Annotated in this window: 17 protein-coding genes; 8 read left to right on the forward strand and 9 right to left on the reverse strand. The window is 71.8% G+C overall.

The window, feature by feature from the left end; genetic code table 11:
• Nucleotides 1–7: 7 nt before the first annotated feature.
• Nucleotides 8–2083, forward strand: coding sequence for a penicillin-binding protein 1A (locus KF708C_RS25885; protein ID WP_059413824.1), 2076 nt, complete (start codon nt 8–10; stop codon nt 2081–2083).
• A gap of 58 nt (nt 2084–2141) precedes the next feature.
• Nucleotides 2142–3407 carry an arsenic transporter gene (locus tag KF708C_RS25890; RefSeq protein ID WP_059413826.1) on the forward strand — a complete coding sequence of 422 codons (1266 nt, stop codon included), beginning with the start codon at nt 2142–2144 and terminating at the stop codon, nt 3405–3407.
• Between the two features lie 217 nt (nt 3408–3624).
• On the opposite strand, the gene KF708C_RS25895 is transcribed toward KF708C_RS25890, so the two are convergent.
• Nucleotides 3625–5418 (reverse strand): hybrid sensor histidine kinase/response regulator, encoded by a 1794-nt coding sequence (locus KF708C_RS25895; protein ID WP_059413828.1) that lies wholly within the window; start codon nt 5416–5418, stop codon nt 3625–3627.
• Between the two features lie 296 nt (nt 5419–5714).
• Between KF708C_RS25895 and arsN2 the strand changes: the two genes are divergently transcribed.
• The 4 genes from arsN2 to KF708C_RS25915 all read left to right on the forward strand — a co-directional run bounded on the left by arsN2 (nt 5715) and on the right by KF708C_RS25915 (nt 8410).
• A complete protein-coding gene (gene arsN2 / locus KF708C_RS25900) occupies nt 5715–6146 on the forward strand; it encodes an arsenic resistance N-acetyltransferase ArsN2 (RefSeq protein WP_082079871.1) in 432 nt (143 codons plus the stop codon).
• A gap of 175 nt (nt 6147–6321) precedes the next feature.
• Nucleotides 6322–7047: a GTP cyclohydrolase I gene (gene folE / locus KF708C_RS25905; RefSeq protein WP_020204072.1), complete on the forward strand. Its 726-nt coding sequence runs from the start codon at nt 6322–6324 to the stop codon at nt 7045–7047.
• Nucleotides 7048–7097: 50 nt separating this feature from the next.
• A complete protein-coding gene (locus tag KF708C_RS25910) occupies nt 7098–7541 on the forward strand; it encodes a BLUF domain-containing protein (protein ID WP_059413830.1) in 444 nt (147 codons plus the stop codon).
• 77 nt (nt 7542–7618) lie between these two features.
• Complete coding sequence (locus tag KF708C_RS25915) at nt 7619–8410, forward strand: fumarylacetoacetate hydrolase family protein (RefSeq protein WP_020204074.1); 792 nt, start codon at nt 7619–7621, stop codon at nt 8408–8410.
• 425 nt (nt 8411–8835) lie between these two features.
• Here KF708C_RS25915 and KF708C_RS25920 read toward each other — a convergent pair whose 3' ends face one another.
• The 3 genes from KF708C_RS25920 to KF708C_RS25930 form a co-directional block, all read right to left on the reverse strand.
• A complete protein-coding gene (locus KF708C_RS25920) occupies nt 8836–10227 on the reverse strand; it encodes a dihydrolipoyl dehydrogenase (protein WP_197090430.1) in 1392 nt (463 codons plus the stop codon).
• A gap of 194 nt (nt 10228–10421) precedes the next feature.
• Entirely contained in the window at nt 10422–11153 is a 732-nt protein-coding gene (locus KF708C_RS25925) for a glutathione peroxidase (RefSeq protein ID WP_059413834.1), read from the reverse strand.
• Between the two features lie 307 nt (nt 11154–11460).
• The gene (locus KF708C_RS25930; RefSeq protein ID WP_059413836.1) at nt 11461–13692 is read right to left on the reverse strand and encodes a hypothetical protein; all 2232 of its coding nucleotides are present in this window, start codon (nt 13690–13692) and stop codon (nt 11461–11463) included.
• An 817-nt stretch (nt 13693–14509) separates the two neighbouring features.
• Here KF708C_RS25930 and KF708C_RS25935 point away from each other — a divergent pair.
• The gene (locus tag KF708C_RS25935) at nt 14510–17806 is read left to right on the forward strand and encodes an ATP-binding protein (RefSeq protein WP_231586579.1); all 3297 of its coding nucleotides are present in this window, start codon (nt 14510–14512) and stop codon (nt 17804–17806) included.
• Nucleotides 17807–17846: 40 nt separating this feature from the next.
• On the opposite strand, the gene KF708C_RS25940 is transcribed toward KF708C_RS25935, so the two are convergent.
• On the reverse strand, nt 17847–18485 hold the full coding sequence (locus tag KF708C_RS25940; protein WP_020204079.1) for a response regulator transcription factor: 639 nt from the start codon (nt 18483–18485) through the stop codon (nt 17847–17849).
• A gap of 570 nt (nt 18486–19055) precedes the next feature.
• On the opposite strand from KF708C_RS25940, the gene KF708C_RS36530 reads away from it, so the two are divergent.
• Entirely contained in the window at nt 19056–19766 is a 711-nt protein-coding gene (locus KF708C_RS36530) for a response regulator transcription factor (RefSeq protein ID WP_059413839.1), read from the forward strand.
• Nucleotides 19767–19781: 15 nt separating this feature from the next.
• Here the strand turns inward: KF708C_RS36530 and KF708C_RS35950 are convergent, their stop codons facing one another.
• The 4 genes from KF708C_RS35950 to KF708C_RS25960 form a co-directional block, all read right to left on the reverse strand.
• Complete coding sequence (locus tag KF708C_RS35950; RefSeq protein WP_156173951.1) at nt 19782–19979, reverse strand: hypothetical protein; 198 nt, start codon at nt 19977–19979, stop codon at nt 19782–19784.
• Nucleotides 19980–20286: 307 nt separating this feature from the next.
• The gene (locus tag KF708C_RS25950) at nt 20287–22722 is read right to left on the reverse strand and encodes a polysaccharide biosynthesis tyrosine autokinase (RefSeq protein ID WP_059413841.1); all 2436 of its coding nucleotides are present in this window, start codon (nt 22720–22722) and stop codon (nt 20287–20289) included.
• Nucleotides 22719–23528 carry a Crp/Fnr family transcriptional regulator gene (locus tag KF708C_RS25955; RefSeq protein ID WP_020204083.1) on the reverse strand — a complete coding sequence of 270 codons (810 nt, stop codon included), beginning with the start codon at nt 23526–23528 and terminating at the stop codon, nt 22719–22721. Before KF708C_RS25955 ends, KF708C_RS25950 begins: the two co-directional genes overlap by 4 nt.
• Nucleotides 23529–23716: 188 nt before the next feature.
• Nucleotides 23717–25459 (reverse strand): FAD-dependent oxidoreductase, encoded by a 1743-nt coding sequence (locus KF708C_RS25960; protein WP_059413843.1) that lies wholly within the window; start codon nt 25457–25459, stop codon nt 23717–23719.
• Between the last annotated feature and the right edge of the window lie 94 nt (nt 25460–25553).

The following is a 25553-nucleotide window of genomic DNA, read 5'->3' on the forward strand; positions in this document are numbered from 1 at the left end:
TGCGCGCATGAAACGAGTCGTAGCAAAGGCAGCCATCGCCACTTTGGCGCTGGCCGCCGCCTCCACCCTGCTTGCCGGGTTCGCCGCCGTGGTGAGCCTGCGCCAGCTTCCCGACGTCGACGCCCTGCGCGACTACCGTCCCGACCTGCCGCTGCGCATCTTCACCAGCGACAACGTCCTGATTGGCGAATTCGGCACCGAGCACCGCGATTTCGTCCCGCTCGAGCGCATGCCGCGCCTGATGTCGGGCGCGCTGCTGGCGGCCGAGGACGACCAGTTCTACCAGCATGCCGGCGTGGACATCCCCGGCATCTTCCGCGCCGCGCTGGCCAACATCGGCGAGGGCTACGCGCAGGGCGCCTCCACCATCACCATGCAGGTGGCGCGCAACTTCTACCTCTCGCGCGAGAAGACGCTGTCGCGCAAGTGGTACGAGATCCTGCTGGCCTGGAAGATCGACCACTCGCTGCCCAAGGACCGCATCCTCGAGCTGTACATGAACCAGGTCTACCTGGGCGAGCATGCCTACGGCTTCGGCAGCGCCGCGCAGGCGTATTTCGGCAAGCCGCTGGACGCGCTCTCGCTGGCCGAGACGGCGATGCTCGCGGGCCTGCCCAAGGCGCCCTCGACCATGAACCCGGTGGCCAACTTCCAGCGCGCCAAGCTGCGCCAGCAGTACGTACTCGGGCGCATGCAGGCGCTGGGCATGATCACGCACGAGCAATATCAGGCGGCCCGCCAGGAAACGCTGCAGGTGACGGGCGGGCGCAACGGCCGCTTCGACGGCCACGCCGAGTACGTGGCCGAGCTGGCGCGCCAGCTTGCCTACGAGCGCTTCGGCGACGAGGCCTACACGCGCGGGCTGAACGTCTACACCACGGTGTCGTCGGTGCGCCAGAGCCTGGCCTACGAGGCCGTGCACGCCGGCCTCGACCAGTACGGCCGGCGCCACGCCGGCGCGCAGCCGCCGCAGGCCGCGCTGGTCTCGCTCGACAGCAGGACCGGCGCCATCGAGGCCATGATCGGCGGCGCCGACTTCGGCACCAGCCGCTTCAACCACGCCACCCAGGCCGAGCGCCAGCCGGGCTCGACCTTCAAGCCGTTCATCTATTCGGCCGCGCTCGAGCGCGGCCTGTCGTCCAACACCATCATCAACGACGCGCCGCTCGATGCGTCGTCGCGCTGGCAGCCCGGCAACGACGACGGCAGGTTCCTGGGCGCGGTGAGCCTGCGCCAGGCGCTGGCCGAGTCGCGCAACCTGCCGGCCATCCGCACGCTGCAGGCCATCGGCATTCCCTACGCGGTGGACTACGCCGGCAAGTTCGGCTTCGCCGAGCAGCAGTTGCCGCGCTATCTGCCGATGGCGCTGGGCACCGGCACCACCACGCCGCTGCGGCTGGCCGCCGCCTACGGCGTGTTCGCCAGCGAGGGCTACCGCACCGAGCCCTACCTGATCGACCGCATCAGCGACGGCACCGGCAACGTGCTGTTCAGCGCGGCCAGCGAGCCGCAGCCGCGCCGCGTGATCCCCGCGCGCAACGCCTACGTCATGAACAACCTGCTGCGCAGCGTCGTGACCAGCGGCACCGGCGCCGGCCTGCAGCGCTACCTGCACCGCGCCGACGTGGCGGGCAAGACCGGCACCACCAACGACTCGGTGGACGGCTGGTTCGCCGGCTACGCGGCCGGCGTCGTCACGGTGGCGTGGATGGGCTTCGACGACAACCGCACGCTGGGCCGCCACGAATTCGGCGCCACCACGGCGCTGCCGATCTGGGCCTCGTACATGGAGGGCCGCCTCGCCGGCCAGCCCGAGGAAGCGCTCGCCACGCCCGCCGACCTGGTGCGCAGCGGCGACGACTGGCTCTATCCGGAATACGCCGACGGCAGCCACGGCATCGCCTCGCTCGGCTTCCCGCCGCCCGCGTCGGCGCCGGACCCCGCCGCCGACGCGCAGCAGGACGGCATGGCCGCGCCCGGCGTGCCCGGAGCGCCCTTCGGCGCGCCCGCCGACCCGCTCAAGGCCGCCTCGCCGGCCACGCCGGCGGCGACCGCGCCGCGCGCGCCGCAGCCGAGCACCTGACCACCGCCCCGCCGCGCGCCCACGCCGCCGGCCACACCGACCCGCTCGCCCCTCTTCGATGCCGACAAGCCTGTCCCCCTACAACGGCCTGCTGATCTGGGCCGTGGCCGCCGCGGCCACGGTCGGCGTGATCACGCGGCCGTTCCGCCTGCCCGAGGCCTTCTGGGCCGTGGCCGGCGCACTGCTGCTGTGCGTGACCGGCCTGCTGGCCGTGCCCGACGCGCTGGCCGCCGTAGCGCGCGGCTACGACGTCTACCTGTTCCTGGGCGGCATGATGCTGGCGGCCGAACTGGCGCGCAAGACCGGGCTGTTCGACCACGTGGCGGCGCTCGCGGTGCGCAGCGCGCGCGGCTCGGCGCGGCGCCTGTTCGTGCTGGTCTACGGCATCGGCACGCTGGTCACGGTGTTCATGTCGAACGACGCCACCGCGGTGGTGCTCACGCCCGCCGTGCTCGCGGCCACGCGCGCCGCGCGCGTCAGGCACCCGCTGCCCTACCTGTACAGCTGCGCCTTCATCGCCAATGCCGCGAGCTTCGTGCTGCCGGTCTCGAACCCCGCCAACCTGGTGGTGTTCGGCGAGCACATGCCCACGCTCGCGGGCTGGCTGGCGCGCTTCGCGCTGCCCTCGGCGCTGGCGATCGCCGCCACCTTCGCCGCCTTGTACTGGACCCAGCGCCACGCGCTCGCCGAGCGCATCGCCACCGAGGTGCCGGTGCCGCCGCTGTCGCCCGAGGCCCGGCTCACCGCGGCCGGCATCGTGGTCATGGGCGTGGTGCTGCTGGCCGCGTCGCTGCTCGGCGCCGATCTCGGCTGGCCGACCTGCCTGGCCGGCGTGGCCACGCTGGCGCTGGTGTGCGCGCGCCGGCCCGCCCTGTGCATGCCGGCGCTGCGCGAGATTTCCTGGGGCGTGCTGCCGCTGGTGGCGGGCCTGTTCGTGCTGGTGGCGGGACTGGAGAAGACCGGCGTGATCGCGCAACTGGCGGCCACCATGCAGGCGCTGGCGCGGCACGCGCCCGCGGCCGGCACGTGGCTGCCGGGCGCGGTGGTGGCGCTGGCCGCCAACGTGGTCAACAACCTGCCGGCCGGGCTGATCGCCTCGTCCGCGCTGGCGGCGGGCCATGCCGGCACCGGCGTCGCCAGCGCGGTGCTGATCGGCATCGACCTCGGGCCCAACCTGTCCGTCACCGGCTCGCTGGCCACGCTGCTGTGGCTGACCGCGCTGCGGCGCGAGGGCCAGAACGTGGGCGCGGGGCAATTCCTGCGCCTGGGCGCGCTGGTGATGCCGGTGGCGCTGGTGCCCGCGCTGGCCTGCCTGCTGTGGTGACGGACGGTCAGGACCGCGGCGGGATCATTTCGTCAGGCAGATGATGATGGCGATGATCCCGAGGCCTGCCAGGGTGAGCAGAAGATAAGCAAGCATCGGCAGCAGGTGATGTGGGCGTGCCTTCAGTATGGAGAGGCCGCCACGGCACTGCCGTAGGGCGCTGGCTGATTCGCGGCGGCGGGTGTCCTACAGGCCATCGCCCGCGCCCGCATCAAGGTCAGGGCTGGCCCAGCAGGTCCGCCAGCGCTTCCATCGCGAGCGGCTTGGCCAGGTGGAAATCGAAGCCGGCCGCCGCGCCGCGGGCGCGGTCGGCCTCCGAGGCGTAGCCGCTCAGCGCGATCAGCCGCGTGCGCGCGAACGCCGGCAGCTCGCGCAGGCGCCGCGCGAGCGCGAAGCCGTCCATGCCGGGCAGGCCGATGTCGATCAGCGCGAGGTCGGGCGCCAGCCCGGGCGCGCAGCCGGCCGCGATGGCGAGCGCGTCCTCGCCGCTGACCGCCAGCCTGACCTCGTGGCCGTCGAGCTCGAGCAGCGTGCCCAGCGCGCTCAGGCCTTCGGCGTTGTCGTCGACCAGCAGGATGCGCAGCGGCGCCAGCGCGCCGCGCGCGGCGGGCACCCCGGCCGCGGCCGCGCACACCACCGGCAGCCGCGCCTGCACCTCGGTGCCGAGCCCCTTGCCTTCGCTGCGCACGGCGACCGTGCCGTGGTGCAGCTCGACCATGCGCTTGACGATCGCCAGCCCCACGCCGAGCCCGCCGCCGTGGGCGTCGCCCGCGAACTGGCTGAACATGTCGAGCACGTTGGGCAGGTCGGCCGGCTCGATGCCGATGCCGTTATCCTTGACGGTGATCACCAGCATGTCGAAGCAGCCGGCGGCCCCGGCCTGCGCGTCCTCCGTCTCTGCCGTCTCTGCCACTGCCGCTGCCTGCGCCGGCTCGACCCGCACCGACAGATCTATCGCGCCGCCGCGCGGCGTGTACCGGATCGCGTTGGACAAGAGGTTGGTCACGACCTGCGTGAGCCGCGCCGCGTCGGCATGGACCGTCACCGGCGCATCGGGCAGGTCGGTCGTGAGCACGTTGCCGTGCCATTCGATGTCGGCCGCCACCGCGGCCAGCGCGTCGGCCACGATGTCCTGCATGCCGGCCCGGGTGCGCACGATCGGAATCTTGCCCTGCTTGATGCGCGAGGCGTCGAGCAGGTCGTCGGTGAGCCGCTTGAGCTGGCGCATCTGGCGCTCGGCGATGTCGAGCATGCCGGCCGCGGACTGCTGCTGCGCCGCGAGCCGGCGGCCGGCCTTGATCGCGCTGTCGATGGCGGCGATGGGATTGCGCAGCTCGTGCCCGAGCATGGCGAGGAACTCGTCCTTGCGCGTGTCCGACAGTTGCAGCGCCTCGCGCGCGGCCTTGGCCTGCGCCGCCTCGGCGATGGCGGCATCCTTGCTGCGCGACATGCTCAGCACCGCGCCGGCGAAGCTGGCAAGGCTGTCCAGCAGCCGGCCGTCTTCCTCGTCGAAACGGCGCCCCGGCGCGTGGGCCGCGACCCAGATGGTGCCCCACGGCTCGCCGTCGCCGGGAATCGGCACGACCAGCTCCTCGACCATCTCCGGCGCGAGCGCGGGCAGGCACGAAAAATACCGCTGCGGATAAGCGAACAGCTGCGCGCTGCCCAGTTCCAGCGTGATGCCGGAAGGGCTGTCGTCGCAGGGCACGGCATGGCCGGCCACGGCGGCGGCGAGGCCCGCGGTGGCGGTCCAGCGCAGCGCCGCGGTGCCGTCGCCCTCGGTCTCTGGCAGGCTGATGCCGGCGCTGCCCGCGCCGCATAGTTGCAGCGCGGAATCGGCCAGCGATTGCAGCAGCGCAAGGTCGGAGGACACCAGCGCGCGCGCCAGGCGGCGCAGCGCCACGCACTCCGCCGCGTAGTCGGGCGAGCGGGCCGCGCGCCTGCCCAGCTCGCCGGTCGTCAAGGCGCCCGCGCGGCGCGCGCGCAGCAGCGAAGGGGATGGTGAGGTCATGCGGGTCGCTCCCCGGAACCGCGGCGGGTTCCCTGGCGGACGCGGGCGCGCCGGGTGCGCGCGGGGCGTCCTGCCTGCGGGCAATGGTAGCGGATTTGCACCGGCCCCGACCGCGCGCAGGCTGCGCAGGGCACGCGGCGGCACACGCGCGGCCCCGCCCCGGTGGCGCGGCGGGACACCCCGCCACACGCTGGTGGCGAAAACGCGATACGCGAATCTACTTAAGAAGTTTCCCTAGGCACGATGAGAGTGGTCTGAATTTAAGATAGGGAGGACAGCCCGAAGTACAGGAGGGCATGATGCGCCCGCACAATGCAACGGAAAAGGATTGCCAGGACGTGCTGGATCTGCTGGCGGCCTGCGGCCTGCCGCTCGACGGCGTGGCGAGCCAGATCGACAACTTTCTAGTGGTCCGCGACAACGCGGGCCTGCTTGGCTGCGCCGGCGTGGAGAATCACGGGCAGGTGGCGGTGCTGCGCTCGGTGGCCGTGGCCGGGCGCGCGCGCTCGGCCGGGCTCGGCGAACTGCTGGTGGCCGCGATGCTGGCCGAGGCGCGCACGCGCGGCGCGCAGTCGGTGGTGCTGCAGACCACCACCGCGGCCGGCTATTTCGCGCGGCTGGGCTTCGAGCGGATCGAGCGCGCCTGCATGCCGCAGGAACTGCGCGACGCCATCTCGCTGCGCGAGGCCTGCCCGTCCTGCGCCACGGTGATGCAGGCCGCGCTCTAGCGCGGCGCGCGCCCGGCCCCGCGCCGCCCTCGTTTGCCGTGCGGCGCCGCCGCCCCGCCGCGCGCTGTTGCGCGCGGCGCACCCCGGCGCGCGGAACGGCGTAGGATATGGCCTTGCCGGCGCCGCGCGAGACCGCGCGGCGCCCGTCCTTCACCTTCGATCACCACCGCACGATATGGAATCCGACCACCAGGCATCTCCGCCGCAACGCGACGAGGCGGCAGACAGCGTGTCGTCCCGCATACGGTCGCGCCTGCAGGCGGCGCGCGAACGCTTCCACGCCAACGACAACATCGCGGCGTACATCGAGCCGGGCGAGCTCGACGCGCTGCAGGAGGAAGTGCAGTCGCGCATGGAAGACGTGCTGCGCAGCCTCGTGATCGACACCGAGAGCGACCACAACACGCGCGAGACCGCGCGCCGCGTGGCCAAGATGTACCTGAAGGAAATCTTCGCGGGGCGCTACGTCAGCCAGCCCAACGTCACCGAGTTCCCCAACGCCGAGCGCATCAACGAGCTGATGATCGTGGGCCCGCTGCGCGTGCGCAGCGCGTGCTCGCACCACCTGTGCCCGATCATCGGCAAGCTGTGGGTGGGCGTCATGCCCAACCAGCATTCGAACCTGATCGGGCTGTCGAAGTACGCGCGCCTGGCCGAATGGATCATGTGCCGCCCGCAGATCCAGGAAGAGGCCGTGACCCAGGTGGCCGACCTGCTGCAAGAGAAGATGAGCCCGGACGGGCTGGCCATCGTCATGGAGGCCGAGCACTTCTGCATGCACTGGCGCGGCGTGCGCGACACCGACGCCAAGATGACCAACAGCGTGATGCGCGGCTCCTTCCTCAAGGACGACAGCCTGCGCCGCGAGTTCCTGACCCTGCTGGGCCGGCACCGGGACTAGCCCGGGCCGCGCGCGCCACCGACCCGACCACCGACACCACGGGAGACATCATGCTCGTACGCCTGCTCTATGCCAGCCGCGCATGCCAGCCGGCCTATCCCGCGCTGGTCGACGACATCGTCGCCACCAGCGTCGCCAACAACCCGAAGCACGGCATCACCGGCGTGCTGTGCTACGGCAACGGCATCTTCATGCAGGCGCTCGAAGGCGGACGCAACGAGGTCTCGCGCCTGTATCGGCTGATCGCGCGCGACGCGCGCCATGAGGACGTGGTGCTGCTGCACTACGAGGAGATCCTCGAGCGCGAGTTCGCCGGCTGGGCGATGGGCCTGGTCAACACGGGCAAGGTCAACATGGCGACCATCCTGAAATACTCCGCGCACGGCGAGCTCGATCCCTACCGCACCAGCGGGCTGGCCTCGCAGGCCCTGCTCAAGGAGCTGATCGCGGGGGCGTCGATCGTGGCGCGCACCTCGGAGCGGCACCGCCTCTGAGCGCGCGGCCCGTGCCGGCGGGAGCGCAACGCAACGACATCGACCACATCAAACGACATCAACGACAGGAAGACTCTGTGAGCGCGAACTTCAATCCCGGCGCGGCAGCCGCACTGCTGGCCGACGCCTGCCAGCGCGGTGCGCAAATGCGCGACCTGCCCGCCGCGGCCAAGCCCGCCACGCTGGCCGAGGGCTATGACGTGCAGGACCGCTTCATCGCCGCCCTCGGCGATCCGGTGGCGGGCTGGAAGCTGGGCGTGGGCAGCGCCAGCGCCATGCGGCGCGCGGGGCTGTCGCGCCCGCTGGCGGGCCAGGTCGGCGCCTCGCGCTGCCTGGACGCGGGCGGCACCGTAACGGTTCCCGCGGGCGCCGTGGCCACCATCGAATTCGAGATCGCGGTACGGCTCGCGCGCGACGTGCCGCCGCAGGCGGAAGCGCTCGCGCCGGCCACGCTGGCGGCGCTCGTCGACAGCGCGCAGGTCGCCTTCGAGGTCGTGCTGTCGCGCTACGAGGACCGCGGCGCGGTCGGCATGCCGGCCTTTGCCGGCGACAACGTGGGCTTCCACGCGCTGGTGCTGGGCCCGCGCATCGACGCCGAGCGCATGGAGGACGTGCGCGCCAGCGCCAGCGTGACGCTCGACGGCGAGGTGCGCGCGCTGCCGCTGGCCGGCGACGACGCCATCTATCCGCTCGAAGCATTGCAGGCGCTGCTGGCGCATGCGGCCGAGCGCGGCATCACCTTGCGCCGCGGCGCCGTGATCACCACCGGCACCCTGACCCGGCCGTTCGACGTGCCGCCCGGCGCGCACGAGATCCGCGCCGTCTACGCGGGCGGCGAGCTGCCGATGCGGCTGGCCTGCCTGCCCTGACCGCGGGCACCGGTTGCCGGCATCGAGTACCGATGCCGGCTGCCGCTATTGACAATTCCTTAAGATTTCACATATTCCGACTTTCGCCCGACGCCCGGCCGCTCCCTGTTATCCACACTTTGTGTGGATAACACTGTCGACAAGCTCCGCAAACGGCGCTGGCAGGCGGACCCCATCGGACTGCCCACAAAACGGGCAACTGCCGCGCGGCGGGTTCGCCGGCGGCCCGCCTACTCTGGAACGGACACGTGCGTCAAGGAATGTGAAGGGCGCTCGCGCCATGCGATGCCGCGCCGGACGCGCGCGGGAAAACGGCGCCGAAGTGAGCGCGTGCCCGCGTGGCCGGCGCGCCGCCCCGGCCACGCGGGCGGGCACCGGCAAACCCGCGCGGCGGGCAGCGGGAGGCAGACATCGGCGGCGGCGGGCTAGGCGGCGAGCTTCGCCGCCGCGTCGCGCAGCGCGGTGCGCAGGCCCTCTTCCACCACCGGGTGGTAGTACGGCATGGCCAGCATCTGCTCCACGGTGAGCGCCTGCTGGTAAGCCCAGGCCAGCAGGTGCGCGATGTTCTCGGCGCGCGGGCCGGTCCATTCGGCGCCGAGGAAGCGCCCGCTGCGCTTGTCGGCATAGACGTGCATCAGCCCGCGGTTCTTCAGCATCACGCGGCTGCGGCCCTGGTCCTCGAAGCTGACCTCGCCGGTGACGAAGCTGTCCGGCGCGAGGTCCGCGTGGCGCTGGCCCACCATCGCGATCTGCGGGTCGGAGAACACCACGCCGATCGGCGCGCGGCGCGCCAGCGGGCGCACCGCGGGATAGGCGGCGGCGTTCTCGCCGGCGGCCTTGCCTTCGTCGGCCGCTTCGTGCAGCAGCGGCAGCACGTCGTTGGCGTCGCCGGCGATGAACACCGGCGCCGTGCCACATTGCAGCGTGGCCGGGTCGAACACCGGCACGCCGCGCCAGTCGAGCTCGAGGCCGCTGTTCTCCAGCCCCAGGTTGCGCACGTTGGGCACGCGGCCGGTGGCGGCCAGCGCGTAGTCGAAGCGCTCCGTGACCGGGTTGCCGTCGAGGCCGGTGAAGCTGATCACCACCTCGTCGCCGTCGCGCCGCATCTCGCCCAGCGCCGCATCGGGATCGATGTAGAACTCCTGGCTGAAGCTGGCCACGGCGTTGGCCTTGATGGCCGGATCGGTGAGCGGGCCGACGCCGCCGCGCAGGCCGAACACGCGCACGTGCACGCCCAGGCGCGACAGGGCCTGGCCCAGCTCGAGGCCGATCACGCCAGGACCGAACACCGCCACGCGGCGCGGCAGGTCGTCCCACGCGAACACGTCGTCGTTGACCACCAGGCGGTCGCCGAACGCCTTGAGCGGCGGCGGCACCATCGGGCTGGAGCCGGTGGCGATCACCACGCGGCTGGCGCGCACCGTGGTGTGGCCGTCCACCGCCAGCACGGTGTTGTCGATGAAGCGGGCGTAGCCGCGGATCTTGTCCTCGGCGGGAATGCCGTCCACGCTGCGCACCACGAAGCCGACGAAGCGGTCGCGCTCGCGCTTGACGCGGTCCATCACCTCGCGGCCGTCGATGCGGATGGCGCCGTCCACGTGCACGCCGAACGGCGCGGTGTGGCGCAGCTCGTGCGCGGCCTCGGCCGCCGCGATCAGCAGCTTGGAGGGCATGCAGCCCACGCGGGCACAGGTGGTGCCGTAGGGGCCGCCTTCGATGATGACGGCGCGCTTGCCGGCGGCGCGCGCGGCGCGGTACGCGGCCAGGCCGGCGGTGCCGGCGCCGATCACGGCCACGTCGGTGTGGATGGTCTGCACGGTCTGCTCGCTCTGCGTGGTGGTCATGACGATGTCTTTCCTGGTGGAGTCTGCTTCAATCAGCGGACCCGATGGCGGCAGCCGGTGCCGCCATCGGGTCCGCCGACTGGGGGCGCGGCACTCGGCGTGCCGCGCCCTTGCGGCGGTGAAGCGTCAAACTGGAAACGTGGGGCGTGCGCGGACGCCCGGCGCGCTCAGCGCGCGAGGTAGGCCTCGAGCGCCTCGGCGCCGCCGACCAGGCTGCCGTTGATGAAGATCTGCGGCGCGGTCATGTTGCCGGACACGGCGCCCAGTACCTTGCCGCGGACCTTGTGCTCGAGCGGCACGTCGATGTACTCGTAGCCGTTGTCGGACAGCATCTGCTTGGCCTTGGCGCAGAACGAGCAGCCCACCTTGGAGAAGACCACGACCTGGTCGGGCTTCCTGGCGTCCGGGGCGATGTAGCTCAGCATGGTGTCGGCGTCCGAGACCTTGAACGGGTCGCCCGGCTCTTCCGGCTCGATGAACATCTTCTCGACCACGCCGTCCTTGACCAGCATCGAATAGCGCCAGCTGCGCTTGCCGAAGCCGAGGTCGGTCTTGTCGACCAGCATGCCCATGCCTTCGGTGAACTCGCCGTTGCCGTCGGGGATCATGACGATGTTTTCCGATTCCTGGTCCTTGGCCCATTCGTTCATCACGAAGGTGTCGTTGACCGAGACGCACAGGATCGCGTCCACGCCGTGCCTGGCGAAGACCGGGGCCAGCTCGTTGTAGCGCGGCAGGTGGGTCGACGAACAGGTCGGGGTGAACGCGCCGGGCAGCGAGAACAGGGCGATGGTCTTGCCCTCGAACAGGTCGGCGGTGGTCACCGTCTTCCATTCATTGTTTTCGCGGACGCGGAACGAGACGTTGGGGACGCGTTGACCTTCACGGGATTGCAGCATGGGTAGGGCTCCTGGGTGGCTTGGGGGTGGATGGCCGCGTGTTGCAGCGAAGACCCGATTCTGGGGGGACGGTCTTTATTTGTACAATTTATCGTCACAAATACGGCGATTGCAAATTACTATCGAAACGCCATAGCACGGACCTATCGCGCCGAAAGCGGCGCGCGAACGGGCCGGGCCGGCGCGTCTTCGGCGCGGTCCGGCGGACCGGGGAGGCGGGGGAAGCGATGCGGGAGGGAAGGAAGGCACCCGGGCGGGCGCCCGGGCGAGGGGAAGCGAGGGGAAGCGAGGAGAGGCGAAGCGGGCGCTACATGTCCTTGAGCCACCGCGACTCGACAAAGCCGCGGTCGTTGTAGAGGCGCATCAGCGTGTCCTTGGGAACGGCCTTGAGGCGCGACTTGGCGATCTTCCCGCCGCCGCCCTCCTCCCACGCGGACTCCCAGACGGTCGCCAGCGTCAGCGCGCCGTCGACCATCCGGGCGATCGTCGCCTCGCCGAGTTCCGCCCACATGGCGTCGAGCTGGCCGCGCCCCTTGTTCCTGAGGTAGCAGTCCACCACCGTCTCGGGCGGCAGCGCGGCGATCGTGCGCCGCATGAGCTGGACCACGGCGTCGGCCGCGGCGTCGCCGCCGGTGAAGCGCTTCTTCACGCGCTTGCCCCTGGCCTGCCGCGCCATGCGCGCGACCAGGTCGGGCGCGTTCGCGTCCAGCATCGCGGTCTCGTAGACCGAATGGACCTTTTCCTCCTCCGGGTGGCCCGGATGCCCGTGGTGCAGCTCGGAGACGTGCAGCGGCTGGCAGCCGTCGCCGATGTAGTGGGCCAGCACGCCGGCGGCGCAGACGTAGCCCGCCACGTCGCCGTCGCCGGCGAAGCCGACCATCGCCTCGTAGAGCTGCCTGACGCGGAACGGCAGCGCCCCGCGGTGCTTGTCGGCCGGCGACGGCGCCAGGGCATCGTAGAAGCGGGTCCAGGCCTGCGCCGTGCGCGAGGTCTTGTCCGCCGCCCACAGCGCCAGCAGCGTCTGCCCGGCGAATTCGCCCTCGCCGGGCTGGTCCATGTCCGCGAAGTGGTTGGCCTCGTCCATCTTGCGCGTGTAGCGCCACACCAGGTCCGGCACGTCGGCCAGCGCGACGAAGGCGGTGCGGTCGCTCGCGCCGGGCAGGTTGCCGGCGCTGACGTCCTCGTCGCTCACCGAGATGCGCTGCGCGTTCGCGGCGAGCAGCGTGGCCAGCTCCGGCGCGCCGGCCATGAAGCAGGCCGCGTAGCCGATCTTGTAGTGGCCGACCTTGCCCCAGTACTGGCTGTGCCCGACGTTCCAGTCGCGCACGATCTCGACGTCGAGCTGGCGGCATACCGCGCTCAGCGTGCTGGCCAGCGCGAACTCCACCGGCTGCGCACCGGCGCCGAAGAAGCCCTGCCCGCCCCACTGGATGCCGACCGGGCGGTACGCCCGCGTGCGCGCGTTCCCGCCCTGCCCGTCCTCCGCGCCCGGTCCCTCCTCCCCGGCCTTGCCGTCGCCGAGCGCCAGCGCGTCCGCGGCTTCGTCCCAGAACCACAGGCTGCCGGAATCGCCCGGGCGCGTGTCCACCGAGGCGGCGCCGGCCCGCGGCCCGATCAGCAGCTCGGCCACGTGGTCCGTGCCGCCGAGCGTGGCATAACGGAAGAACAGCCCCTGTATCTCGCCGCGCGCGCCGCCCTTGTCCGCGCCGGCCGCGCGGGCGAACACCGGGCAGCCGATGATGTCGAGGCCGAGCGTGTTGGCGTTGATGTCGAGCGGCGCCCCGATGCGCCCGACGCCGAGCACCTGGCAGGTCCACGACTGGATGTCGTCGATCAGCACCAGCCCGGCATCCAGCGTGACCAGCGTCTGCACGCCCGCGAAGCCGGGATAGAGGTCGGACAGCGGGTACTTGCCCGCCATGCGGCCCTCGGCGGTGCCGAGCTGGCGCTTGCCGCCGCGGTCGTAGGTGTAGAGGCGCTCGCCGGCATCGCCGGCCACGTGGCTGCTGGTCAGCGCGTAGGAGTACGCGCCGTCGGACACGATGCCGCCGATGGTGCCGCGCAGGGTGGTGCCCTGCGCGTCGCGGAAGATCGGATAACCGCCGCCGACGAGACCGGTCGGAAAGGACAGGCCGGCGCCGGCGGACAGGTCGGCCTGCCGCCGCGAGGCCAGCACCACGCAGGTGGGCACCACGCGCCCGTCCGGCAGGTACAGCCGGGGCGGGACGATGGCCTCCGGATGCCGGCTGAGCGTGTCGAGGCCAACCCACATATCCACGAACACCAGCACCGCGGGCCACGACCAGTCCCGGATGACGCTGTTCTCGAGCGTCCTGGGCGGGGCGCCCGCGCCCGGCGGGCGGTGGCTCAGCCGCGGGTCGCTGGCGTTGTCGTCGTCCTTGCGGATGCGGTAGCGGCCCACCGCGGTGCCCACCACGTGCGGCAGGTTGGCGATGTGGACGTGATAGCGGTCCCGCGCTTCGAGCAGGTCCTGCACGGTCAGCGACTTGAATTCGGTGCGGCGCGCGAATCGGTCCACGGGCTCCCCTCCTGCGTGGCGTTTGTGGTGGGTCCGGTGCCGGGACGCGCGGATCTTCCCACCCTTTCGTGCTTCCGCCCGCTCGTCTCTTCGTGCTCTGGCCGTTGGCCGCAGGCGGCCCGCGGGCACGCGCGCGGCGAAGGCCGTCCACCGGTTGCTGGGAATTATGTGCAATGGCCGGGAATTACCCAATAACCAATATTTACATCTGATATTCGAAATGCTTGTCGCATCTCCCATGTCAATTCCGTGACAGGTGAATTTGATTTTTCATTCGAATTTCCGAATATCGGAATGCCGCAAAACATCGCCACGGCATACCGCCGAAAGCACCGTCCTCGGACCGCGTCGGATTCCTCCGTCACCGCGCAAAGCGCCACAACGCAAGCCATTTTCGCTAACGGCCCGCCGGAACGAGGCCGGCGCCGGAGCCGAGGCACGGGGAAAGCACCTGCCCTTCCCAGGCCGCGCGTCCTAGGCAATGGCGTACCCCAGCACCGGAAAGGGCCGACATCTATTTCGGATATTTCGCAACGCAACTGCCCAAGGCGGCCTTTACATTTGTCACAATTGCCGCCCCCGATCCAGCGGCCTCCTCCAGGCCCCGGCAGCTCACCCAGTTCCTGCCGGCCCCCCTGCCTTTGACGAGAAATGCCTTATGTGCCGCTGTTTTCCCCCATGCTCCGCCAATAGTCTGCCGCCTCGGGGAACGCATCTGCCGGCCACGTGGCAGCCGCGCCGCCTGGCCCGCTGCCTCGCGGCGTCGCTGCTGGCGCTGTGCCTGCCCGCGCAGGCGGATCCGGCCCCGGCCACCGCCGTGCCGCCCGCCGCCCCCTTCAGCCTGCAGCTTCGCCTGGCGCCCTCGCCGGCCGCGGGCGGTGCGCAGTGGGCGGCGCCGCTGCCGGACAGCCCAGAGCTGGCCGCCTGGCGCCACGCCGGCGCCGGCCTGCGGGTCGGCGTGGCGGGCAACTACCTGCCGCCGTTCGACCTGGTCGACCTGGAAGGGGAATACCGCGGGATCTCGGCCGACTATCTCGCCGTGCTCGCCGCGCGCATGGGCGTGCCGCTGCGCGTCATGCGCTACCCGTCGCCGCAGGCCGCGCGGCGCGCGCTCGACCAGGGCGCGGTCGACCTCGTCACCACCGTGCTGGACGGCCAGCCCGGCGGCCTGCGCACCGCGCCCTACCGCGCGCACCGCCTGGTCGAGGTCATCTCGCGCCGCGACAGCCGCCACAACGAGGCGACGCGCGCCATCGGCTACCTGCGCGGCGAGGTCTCGCCCGCCGCGCTGGAGCAGGCCTACCCGGACGCGCCGCTGCGCGCGTTCGACAACCTGCTCGGCGCGCTCGACGAACTGGTGCGCAAGGCGGACTTCGTGATGGTCACCAGCGCCGCCGCGGCCAGCTACCTGATCGACCAGTACAGCTACGGCGAACTGACCGCGCGCAACTTCGCGCCGATCACCCCGGAGGGCGTGCGCTTCGCCGTCGCCGACCCCGCCCTGGGCAGCCTCGTCGAGCGCGCGCTGGCCGGCCTGCCGGCGGCGCTGCAGCGCCAGATCGACAATGCCTGGGTGCCTGGCTCGCTCGAATTCCACCTCGCCGACAAGCTCAACCTGTCCGCCGCGGAAAGCGCCTGGCTGGCGCGCCACCGCGACGTGCGCTACCTGGCTTCGCGCGATCTCGTGCCGTTCCAGTTCATCGGCGCCGGCCAGCAGCTCGAAGGGCTGACCGAGCAGGTGCTGCAACTGGTCGGGCAGCGCACCGGACTGCGTTTCGTGCCGTACTGGCCGGCCACGGCGGCGACGGCCAGCGCCGACCTCGACAGCGGCGCGCTGGACGTCGTGCCGATCCTGCCGATCAACCATCCGGACGCCGGCACCGGCAGCCTGCCGGTGAGCGCGCCGTACTACTCGGGCAACTGGGTGGTGGTCGCGCAGGCCGGCGACGACAGCATCCACAGCGTGGCCGACCTCGCCGGCAAGGTCGTCGCGGGACCGCCGTTCAACGGCATCCAGGAACTGGTGGGCGCCAGCTACCCGGTCAGCCGGCGCGAGACCGGCACCTACGAGGAAGCGTTCCGCATGGTGGCCGCGGGCAAGGCGGACGCCACCATCGCCAGCGCCTTCATGGCCGACTACATGCTCAAGCGCGCCTACGCGGGCCGGCTGCGCATCGCCGCGGCGACGGGCGGCATGCCGCTCGAGGTCGGCCTCGGCGTGACCCGGCAGCACCCGGAGCTGCTGGCCATCCTCAACAAGGCCCTGCTCAGCATCTCGCGCGACGACCTCGGCGCCATGCGCGCGCAATGGACCCAGGCCGGCGTGCCGGTGCTGGCCTGGCGCCAGCTGCTGCCGTGGCTGATCGCCGGCGCGGCCGTGCCGCTGGTGGTGAGCGCGCTGTTCCTGGGCTGGGTGACGTCGCTGCGGCGCCAGGTCACGCAGCGCAGCGCGGCCGAGCACGCCCTGCTGGACCAGCTCGCGTTCCAGGCCACGGTGCTGGACGGCATCCCGCAGCCGATCTTCCTGCGCGACAGCGCGCTGCGCATGATCACCTGCAACCGCGCCTACGAGGCGGCGCTCGGCACCTCGCGCGAAGTGCTGCGCGGCACCGCGCCGTCCTATGCGCGCGCCGTGATCAAGCCCGATATCGGCTCGCAGGAGCAGATGGACATCTACCGGCGCGTGCTGGACACCGGCCAGCCCTTCGCCGCGGACCGCCGCCTGATGGTCGACGGCGTGGCGCGCAGCGTCACCAGCTGGGTGACGCAGTTGCGCCGCGCCGACGGCGGCACCGCCGGCATCGTGGGCGGCTGGATCGACGTGACCGAGCGCGAGCAGATGCTGGCCGAGCTGGCCGGCGCCAAGGACCGCGCGGAGGCCGCGAACCGCGCCAAGTCCACCTTCCTGGCCTCGATCAGCCATGAGATCCGCACGCCGATGAACGCCATCCTCGGCATGCTGGAACTGATGCTCACGCGCCGCCGCGGCGAGCACGACCGCGAGCAGCTCGGCACCGCGCACAGCGCCGCGACCTCGCTGCTGTCGCTGCTCGACGACATCCTCGACCTGTCCAAGATGGAGGCCGGGCAGTTCACGCTGCAGCCGCGCGCGGCGAGCCTGCGCGACGGCCTGCAGGAGGTGGTGCGCATGTTCCGCCCGGTGGCGTCGCAGAAAGGGCTGGCGCTGACGCTGGACGCCGACGCGGCGGTCGCGCCCGCGCACATGGTGGACATGCTGCGCATCCGCCAGGTCATCGGCAATTTCGTCTCCAACGCGATCCGCTTCACCGAGCGCGGCGGCGTGCGCATCCGCCTGCATGGCGAGGCCGTGCGCGAAGCGCGGCAGGCGCTGGAGATCGTCATCGAGGACAGCGGCATCGGCATCCCGGCCGAGGCCATCGGCAAGCTGTTCCGCCCGTTCGCCCAGGTGGAGTCCGCCGGCCGCCCCAACATCGGCGGCACCGGGCTGGGCCTGTCGATCTCGCACAACCTGGTGCGCAAGATGGGCGGGCAGGTCACGCTGGAGAGCCAGCCCGGCCAGGGCACGCGGGTCCGGGTGCGGCTGGAGCTGCCGGTATGCGCCGCGGCGCCGGCGCTGGCGGCCCCGCCCGGGCCGCGCGGCGGCTTCGCGCCGTTCCCGCCGGGCCGGCGCGTCCTGGTGGTGGACGACCACGCGCCCAACCGCCTGCTGCTGGTGCGCCAGCTGCAGCGGCTCGGCATTGCCTCGTGCACGGCAGAAGACGGCGCGCTGGGCCTGCAGGCGATCCTGCGGGAGTCGCCCGACCTGGTGATCTGCGACTGCATGATGCCGGTGATGGACGGCTTCGGCCTGGCCAGCGCGGTGCGCGCGCGGCACGACGCCGCCAGCCGGGTGCCGATCATCGGCTGCACCGCCAGCGGCCAGACCGAGGACCACCGGCGCGCGCTGGCCGCCGGCATGAACACGGTGATCGTCAAGCCGGTCGGGCTGGCGGTGCTGGAGCGCACGCTGCGCGGTTATCTCGGCGCCGGCGCGGAGGTGGCGGAGGTGGCGGAGGTGGCGGCGGAGGTAGCGGCGGGGATGGCGGCGGGCAAGACCGCGGCGGAGATGGCGGAAGAACGGCCCGAAGACTGACTAGAGGCCGGCGCCGCCGCGCCGCGGCGCGGTCATGGCGTCACTGCCCCGGCGAGAGCCGGCAGCGCCGCGCGAAGTCGACCAGGTCCACCAGCGAGTTGACCTGCAGCTTGCCCATGATGCGGGTCTTGTGGCTGCTTACCGTCTTGTTGCTGATGAACAGCAGCTCGCCGATGGCCTTGTTGGACAGGCCGCGCACGAGCATCTGCAGGATCACGATCTCCTTGTCCGACAGCAGCATGAGCCGCTCCTCGTCGGCGCGCTGCGACACCGGCGGCAGGTCGCGCTCGTGGCGCATCTCGGGGAACACGGTGTAGCCGGCCATCACCGCCTCGACGCAGCGCACGATCTCCTTCATGTCCTGCATCTTGCTCACGAAGCCCTGCGCGCCGGCCTGCCGCGCGCGCGGCGCGAAGGTGGCCTGGTCCTGGCCGGAGATCACGAGGATGCGGATCGGCGGGTGCAGCAGCTTGAGCCGGGGAATCACGTCGAGGCCGCTGATGCGCGGGATGTCCAGGTCCAGGATGGCGAGGTCGGGCTCGAACTGCCGCACGGCCTCGATGGCCGCCTGGCCATTGTCCGCTTCCAGGATGTTGCTGACCCCCAGCACTTGCGACAACTGTGTCTTGATCACCAGGCGCAATGCCGGATGATCGTCGACGATCAGGATCGTTGCCACGCGCGTTCTCCCCAAGATTCCCAAAGACAGCTCATTCTCCGACTGCTCACGCTCCGCCCGCCTCCGGCGCCTTACCGTGATTTTGCGGGTGAAGCGCGGATTATGTTATGAAATTACGCCACGGGCGCCGGGAATTGTCTGCACAAAATGTCGGAAATTTCCCAAAAGAGTTGCGGCACTGCGGAATATGCACTTCCCCGACGGCGCCCGGGCGGGGGCCGGAAGGTGGCCAAGAGGTGGCCCGAAGGTGGCCGACGGCGCCCCGGCGAGCCGTCCGGCGCATGGCCGCCGCGCCCGCGGCCGCGATGCGGAAGTTTCAGCGGGGGTTGGCGGAAAAAACGCGGCGCGCCATGCGAAACGGCGCCGCGGCATGCCATGCGCGGCCGGCGCGCCCGCCGCGAAAGCCGCGAGCTACGGCGATTTGCCGAAATTTCGCAAACCGCCGCCGCGCCGTCGGGGATAAAGTCTGAAGCCGATGTCCTTGCCGGCGCCCCGCGCCGCCGTGCCCACCACGATCCCCGCGTGCCCGCGCACCGTCTTCCCGGATATGAGCCCATGCAGGCCGATGCTATGTCCTCCAAAACCCTAATCGTCATTGCCGACGACCATCCCGTCATGCTGCTGGGCCTGCGCGGCCTGCTGGCACAGTTCGACAGCGTGGAGATCGCCGGCGTCGCCCGCAACTCCACCGAGCTGCTCACGGTGCTGAGCCGGCGTCCGTGCGACATCCTGCTGACCGATTTCGTCATGCCGGGGGGTGCCCACGGCGACGGCATGCACATGCTCGAACTCGTGCGCAGCCACTATCCCGAGCTCTGGATCCTGGTCGTGACGATGATGGACAACCCCGGCCAGATCGGCAAGCTGGCGCGGTTCGAGCGGCTGTCGGTGGTGAGCAAGCTCGACGATGCGTCGCACATCGCGACCGCGCTGGGGCAGATGCTGGTCGGGCGCCGCTACCTGTCGCCAACCATCCAGGCGCTGCAGGACAGCGCCGGCATGCAGGTGGATCCGCGCGTGCGCTTCGGCGCGCTCAGCCCGCGCGAGATCAGCGTCATCCGCCTGTACCTGACCGGCATGTCGGTCAGCCAGATCGCGGCCAACCTCGGCCGCAGCATCAAGACCATCAGCACGCAGAAGATGTCGGCCATGCGCAAGCTGGGCCTGCGCGGCGACATGGACCTGTTCAGCTACGCCACCTCCACCGGCCTGCTCGGCCAGACGCGGCCGCACGCCGACGGCAAGCCCGCGGATGCCGCGGGCGAGGGCAGCCTGCCTTAACCCGCGGCGGCGGCCTCAGGCCTGTCCGCGCGGGTGGCGCTGCGCGGCGCCGGCATCGGTATCGACCCCGGCGCGCCACGGCTGGCCGGGGCCGACGTGGTCGCCGGGGGCCGCGGGCGCGGCCTGCATCTCGAAACCGGGATCGGGCAGGGGCACGGTGATCGTCGCCATCAGGGACAACGGGCACCACCAGAGCGCTTTCAACAGATTCATTTGTCCCCTCCTTGCCCGCATCGGGGCCGAAGACCACGGCCGGTGACGACTGACCGGCTATCCGGCTTTATTCGATGCATTTCACCATGAATGCCGTGGACTGTTCCACCGCATAACGGCTGCCGGAAGGCCTCAATTGAGGGTTGTCACAAACATTTCATCGTGCTACGCGCGGAACGTGCCGTCCCGCGCACGTGCAAGCATGGACGCGGCCGCCGGCGCGCGGCGCGAGGCGGTCCGCGCGAACCCCGGCACACAGTGAGTTCGAGGGTTCACGGGTTCGCGCGCGGCGCCGGCGAGGCGGCGCTCAGCAGATCCGCCAGCCGGGCGTGCCGGGGTCTTCGAGCGGCGTGGCGCGCAGGTAGCTGGTGGTCTCGCCGCAGCGCTCGCGGTTGCTGCGGCGCAGCTGCAGGCCGTTGAGCACCCCGCCGATCACGTTGGCGCGCGCGCGCTCGAGCTGCTTGAGGGCCTCGCTCACCTTCTCCTGCGGCGTGCAGTCGGCGCGCACGAACAGCAGCGTGGAGCCGGCCAGGCGCCCCACCAGCGCCGCGTCCGCCACCGCCAGGATCGGCGGCGTATCCACCAGGATCAGGTCGAAGCCGGCGTCGCAGGTCAGCAGCAGCTCGCGCAGCGCCGGCAGCATCAGCAGCTCGGACGGGTTCACCGGCCGCGTGCCGGCGGCGAGCAGCCACAGGCCGGGCACCGCGGTGGGCCGGATCGCATCGTGCAGGGCCAGCGTGCCGCACAGCAGGTCGGCCAGCCCCGGCATGCCCTCCAGCCCGAACTGGCCGGCCACGCGGGCGCGGCGCAGGTCGCCGTCGACCAGCAGCACGCGCATGCCGGCCTCGGCCGCCAGCACCGCCAGGTTGACCGCGCCGAAGGTCTTGCCGGCGCCCGCCGACGCGCTGGTGACGGCGACGATGTGGTTGGCCGCGCCCTCCATCGCGAAATGCAGCGCCGCGCGCAGCGTGCGCAGCCCTTCCACGGCCGGCGCGTGCGGATATTGCCGCGCCAGCAGGTAGCGGTCGTGCAGCGCGGGCGGCGGCTCGCCGGCCGCCTCCGGCTGCATCGTGGCCGGTGAGACCGCGCCGCGCAGCGCCGCGCGCGCGCCGTCCACGCCCGACGGCAGGCACATGGCCTGGGCCCGCTCGCCGGCCAGCAGCGTGGGCGCGATCAGCGAGCGCGGCGACGCCTGGCTGCGGCGCTCGAGCTCGGCCTGCTCGGGACTGAACACCACCTCGCCCACCATCGGCAGCGCCAGCGTGCTCTCGATCTCCGGCGCGCTGTCCATGCCCTGGCGCGCGCGCCCCTTGTAGACCGCCAGCGCGGCGCTGGCCAGCAGGCCCAGCAAGGCCGCCAGCGCGGTCAGCAGGCCCCGCTGCGGGCCGACCGGCAGCGCCGGGGCCACGGCGAAGTCCACCAGCCGCACGTCGCTGGTGCGGTCGGACTGCGCCAGCGCCAGTGCCTGCGCCTGGCGGCGCAGGGCCATGTAGGTGTCCTCGGCCACCTTCACGTCGCGCGTCAGCGAGGCCGATTCGCGCTCGGCCTCGGTCAGGCCCTTGCGCTGCGTCTCCAGGTTGCGGCGGTCGCTGGCGAGCTGCTGGAGCTGGTCGTCGACGGCCTGCACTTCCTGGCTTTCGGTGGTGTACTTGCGCAGCAGGCGCGCGCGCTCGATGCGCAGCGCGGAGATCTGCTTCTGGTAGTCGATGCTGCCGCTCAGGTACGACTTCGATTCCTCGGTGGGCTGCATCGAGCCGGCGCGGGCGCGGTAGCGCGCGAGCGCGGCCTCGGCCTGCTCGAGCTGCGCCTTCACGCGCGGCAGCTCGCCGGTGATGAAGTCGAGCTGCTGGTCGGCCTGCTCGCGCCGCTGGCCGACCTCGGTGTCGGAGATCGAGTGCGCCACCGCGTTGACCACGGCGGCGGCGCGCGCGGGGTCGCCGTCGCGCCAGGCGATGCGCACCGCCTGCGGCGCGGCGCCGGCCGTGCCCGCGACCGTGCCGGCCGTGCCCGGCTGCGCTTCCACCATGAGCCCGCGCACCAGCAGGTCGTAGGCCGTGACCGGGTCGCGCCGCGTCAGCGTGAAGCGCGTGCCCGCGCGCGCGTCCAGCCGCGCCAGCTTCATCGACACGCCTTCGCCGCGCACCACGTCGCCGGCCTTGCCGGCGAGCAGCGTGGCGCCGTCGGCGCGCTCCAGGCGGAACTCGCCGTCGCCGAGCGCCACCAGCGTGAGCGGCTGGTTGAGCAGGGCCTCGGGCACGTTCAGCGCCAGCACGTCGATGCGCTCGCCGCCCCAGGCATAACCGGACAGCGCGTCCAGGCCCGCCGGCGGCGCCAGCGGCGCGCCGTCGGCGGCGCCGGCGAAGCGCGCCCACAGCGGCCCGATGAGCGGCACCACGCGCGGCGCCGCGACGATGTCGAGCCGGGACTCGCGCACCACCGGCGTGAGCACCGCGCGGCTGGTCAGCGCGTCCGGGCGCAGCTCGCCGGCGGGCGGCGCGGCGGACTGGCCGCCCGGGCCGCTTCCCTTGCCCGCCTCGGGCCGCGCCTCGGGCCGCACCAGCACGTCGGCCTGGTAGACCGCGGGCAGCGACCACGCATAGATCGCGCCGCACAGCGCCGCGCCGGCGGTGGCGCCGGCGATCATCCCGGCATGGTCGTGCCATGCGCGGGCCATGCCGCGGCGCACGGCCGCGGCCGGCGCCCGGAATGCCGGCGCGGGGCCGGCTTGGGTGAAGGTATTCACAGGCAGCTCCCTGAATGGGCTGAATGCGACGGATGCGCGCCGGCGGAGCCGGGCCGTGCCCGGCCGCCGCCGTCGAGCAGGCACAGCTCGGCGGGCCGCCCGGACAGCAGGCGCCCGTACTCGCGCGTGACCAGGCCATAGCATTCGCAGGCGTGCAGCTCCAGCCGGCGCCGGTCGATTAGCGTGATGTGGCCCCGGCTGTAATGGATCAGGCCCAGGTCGGCGAGCTTGCCGGCGGCCTCCGTCACCCCTTCGCGGCGCACGCCCAGGCGCGCGGCGATCACCTGCTGGGTGATGGCGATCTCGTTGGAGCACAGGCGGTCGGCGGTCAGCAGCAGCCAGCGGCACACCTGCTGGCTCAGCGAGTGGTAGCGGTTGCACACCGCGGTCTGCGCGATCTGCGTCATCAGCGCCTGCACGTACAGCAGCGCCGCGCGCAGCGTGGCCGGCGAGCGCAGCAGTTCCTGCCGCAGCCGCACCGAGCTCAGGCGGAAGCCGTAGCCCGGGGTCTGCACCTCGAAGCGGAACGGCATGGCCTGCCCGCCCGTGACCACCGGGATGCCGACCATGCCCTCGCTGCCCACGGTGGCGATCTCGATGGCGGTGCCGTCCTCGAGGAAGGACAGCATCGACACCACCGCGGTGGTCGGGAAGTAGACGTGGTTGGTGTGCTGGCCGGTATCGCAGAGCAACTGCCCCGGGCGCATGCGCACCAGCTCGACGTAGTCGGAGAGCGCGCCCCAGTCTTCGCGCGGCAGGCCGCGCAGCAGCAAGTTCACGTCCGGAGACAGTCGCTGGCCGTACATAGTCGTTCCCTCCGCCAATCCTGGCCGCTCTCCTGGCCGCTCTCGTGGCCGCCCGCGCGCGGCGCCGGCCGGCGGCACGCCACGCATGCCGCAAGATCTGCGCCAATGCCGGCCCGCCGCGGCTGCGTTCGTGATTGCTGGCAACACCGTCACGCCTGTCACCTCCCGCTGCGTCAAGTGACGCCCGGCTACTCCTTCGGCATCGGCATCAGCCCGGGCCCGGCCGGCGCGATCGCGGCCGCCGCGAGCGCCAGGCTCTCCTCCGGCACGGCCGCGGGTGCCTTGCGCGGCGCCTCCGCGTCGCTCTTGTACGTCGCGCCCGGCATGGCGACCTCGCGCGCGATATGCTCGCCCAGCCGCAGCGACAGCGCGGCGATGGTGATGGTGGGGAAGTTCGCGCCCACGGTCGGGAACACCGAGCTGCCCGCCACGTAGAGGTTGGCCAGGCCGTGCACGCGGCAGTTGCGGTCCACCACGCCCGATCTTGGCGAATCGTGCATGCGCGTGGTGCCCATGTGGTGCCACGTCCCTTCGAGCGAGGCCGGCCACGGCTGCCCCTCGGTGGGCGGATCGAGCGTGACCTGCGCCACGCCGCTGCGCTGCAGCTCGTCGGCCAGCAGCGCGAAGGTGCGGTCGAAGGTGCGCTGCACCAGGCTGCCCACGCGCCAGTGCACGCGCACGCGCGGCAGGCCGAGCCGGTCGCGCTGGTCGCACAGCGTCACGCGGCTGTGCGGATCGGGCTCCGCTTCCACGATGGCCTGCATCTTGACGCCGGTGATCAGCGAGCGCGGCTGCAGCAGCCGCGTCAGCCCGAAGCCCACGGTGTCGATCGGGTGCGCGGCCATCGTCAGCAGGTCGCGGCTGACCTTGCGCCCGGGCTGCTCCTTCTTCAGCAGCGCCTGCTTGGCGCGGATCAGCGCCTCCGCGCCGCGGCTGCCCTCGCCGTAGAACAGCGAGAAAAACCACACGCGCGAATTGAGCAGCCCCTCGCGCTCCAGCACCGCCGGCTTGAGCGCGAACTGCGAGGACACGTGCGTGCCGTGGGCTTTGACCGCCGCGTTCTGGTAGTGGTATTTGATGTCGTACAGCTTGTTGCGCTCCCACGCCCTGCTGAAGCGCACGCTGCCGGACATCAGGCGCGGATGGTCCATGAAATAGCGCCCCACGAGGTCGGCGCCGTTGCCCAGCCCGGCCGGCTGCACGCCGTTCGAGGCCAGCAGCAGGCGCGCGTTCTCGATGCCGCCGGTGGCCAGCACGAACAGCCGCGCCGCCACCTTGAGGCGCCGCCCGCTGAGCGTGGCCACCGACACCCGCGTGACCGACGAGGCATCCGCATTGGCGTCGATGTTGACCACGTTGGCGTACAGGTAGACCTTGACGCGCTGCGACTTCTCCAGTTGCGGGCGGTACAGCTTGCCGAAGCGCGCCGGCGGGCTGAACTGCGAGATGGTGTCGCGGATGTGCCCGCCGGTGAGCGGCAGGCGCCGCACGTCGTGGCGCCGGATGGAAGCCTCCCAGTAGGCCGGGTCGAAATTGTTGGGCCCGAGCTTGAGCAGCGCGTGGGTGCGCTCGTAGAACGGCGTGAGCTCGTCGAGCCCGAACGGCCAGCCGCTGTGCGCGACCCAGCTGCGCCGCTCCAGGTCCCACGGGTCCAGCGGCCGGCACCAGCCGCCCCAGCAGTTGCTGCTGCCGCCGAGATAGCGGCTGCGGCAGCCGTCGGCGAAGGCGTAGGGCAGGCCGGTGTTCTCGCCGCGGTAGAGGTCGCGGGTGTCGTCGTCGGCGCTGTAGCCGCCGCTTTCCAGCAGGCAGGCATCGATGCCCAGGCGGTCCATCTCCAGCGCCAGCGTGATGCCGGCCACGCCGGCACCGATGATGCAGACGGTGCTGTGCACGACGGTGTCGTCCTGCAGTTTTCTTGTGTCGATGAACATGGCCTGCTCCCCGCTCGCCGGACGCGCGGCCCGGCGGCAACCCCTTCGCTGTCGATCCATCTTCCTACGGCGTGCTCGCCGGCGTTCGCCAACA

It is taken from the genome of Cupriavidus basilensis, assembly GCF_000876015.1.
Lineage (GTDB): Bacteria > Pseudomonadota > Gammaproteobacteria > Burkholderiales > Burkholderiaceae > Cupriavidus > Cupriavidus basilensis_B.

Coding starts and splice junctions, on each gene's coding strand:
- KF708C_RS25960 (WP_059413843.1), bottom strand. CDS start 25,459: ATGTTCATCGACACAAGAAAACTGCAGGACGACACCGTCGTGCACAGC.
- KF708C_RS36530 (WP_059413839.1), top strand. CDS start 19,056: ATGTCCTCCAAAACCCTAATCGTCATTGCCGACGACCATCCCGTCATG.
- folE (WP_020204072.1), top strand. CDS start 6,322: ATGGAATCCGACCACCAGGCATCTCCGCCGCAACGCGACGAGGCGGCA.
- KF708C_RS35950 (WP_156173951.1), bottom strand. CDS start 19,979: ATGAATCTGTTGAAAGCGCTCTGGTGGTGCCCGTTGTCCCTGATGGCG.
- KF708C_RS25955 (WP_020204083.1), bottom strand. CDS start 23,528: ATGTACGGCCAGCGACTGTCTCCGGACGTGAACTTGCTGCTGCGCGGC.
- KF708C_RS25885 (WP_059413824.1), top strand. CDS start 8: ATGAAACGAGTCGTAGCAAAGGCAGCCATCGCCACTTTGGCGCTGGCC.
- KF708C_RS25910 (WP_059413830.1), top strand. CDS start 7,098: ATGCTCGTACGCCTGCTCTATGCCAGCCGCGCATGCCAGCCGGCCTAT.
- KF708C_RS25925 (WP_059413834.1), bottom strand. CDS start 11,153: ATGCTGCAATCCCGTGAAGGTCAACGCGTCCCCAACGTCTCGTTCCGC.
- KF708C_RS25895 (WP_059413828.1), bottom strand. CDS start 5,418: ATGACCTCACCATCCCCTTCGCTGCTGCGCGCGCGCCGCGCGGGCGCC.
- arsN2 (WP_082079871.1), top strand. CDS start 5,715: ATGATGCGCCCGCACAATGCAACGGAAAAGGATTGCCAGGACGTGCTG.
- KF708C_RS25890 (WP_059413826.1), top strand. CDS start 2,142: ATGCCGACAAGCCTGTCCCCCTACAACGGCCTGCTGATCTGGGCCGTG.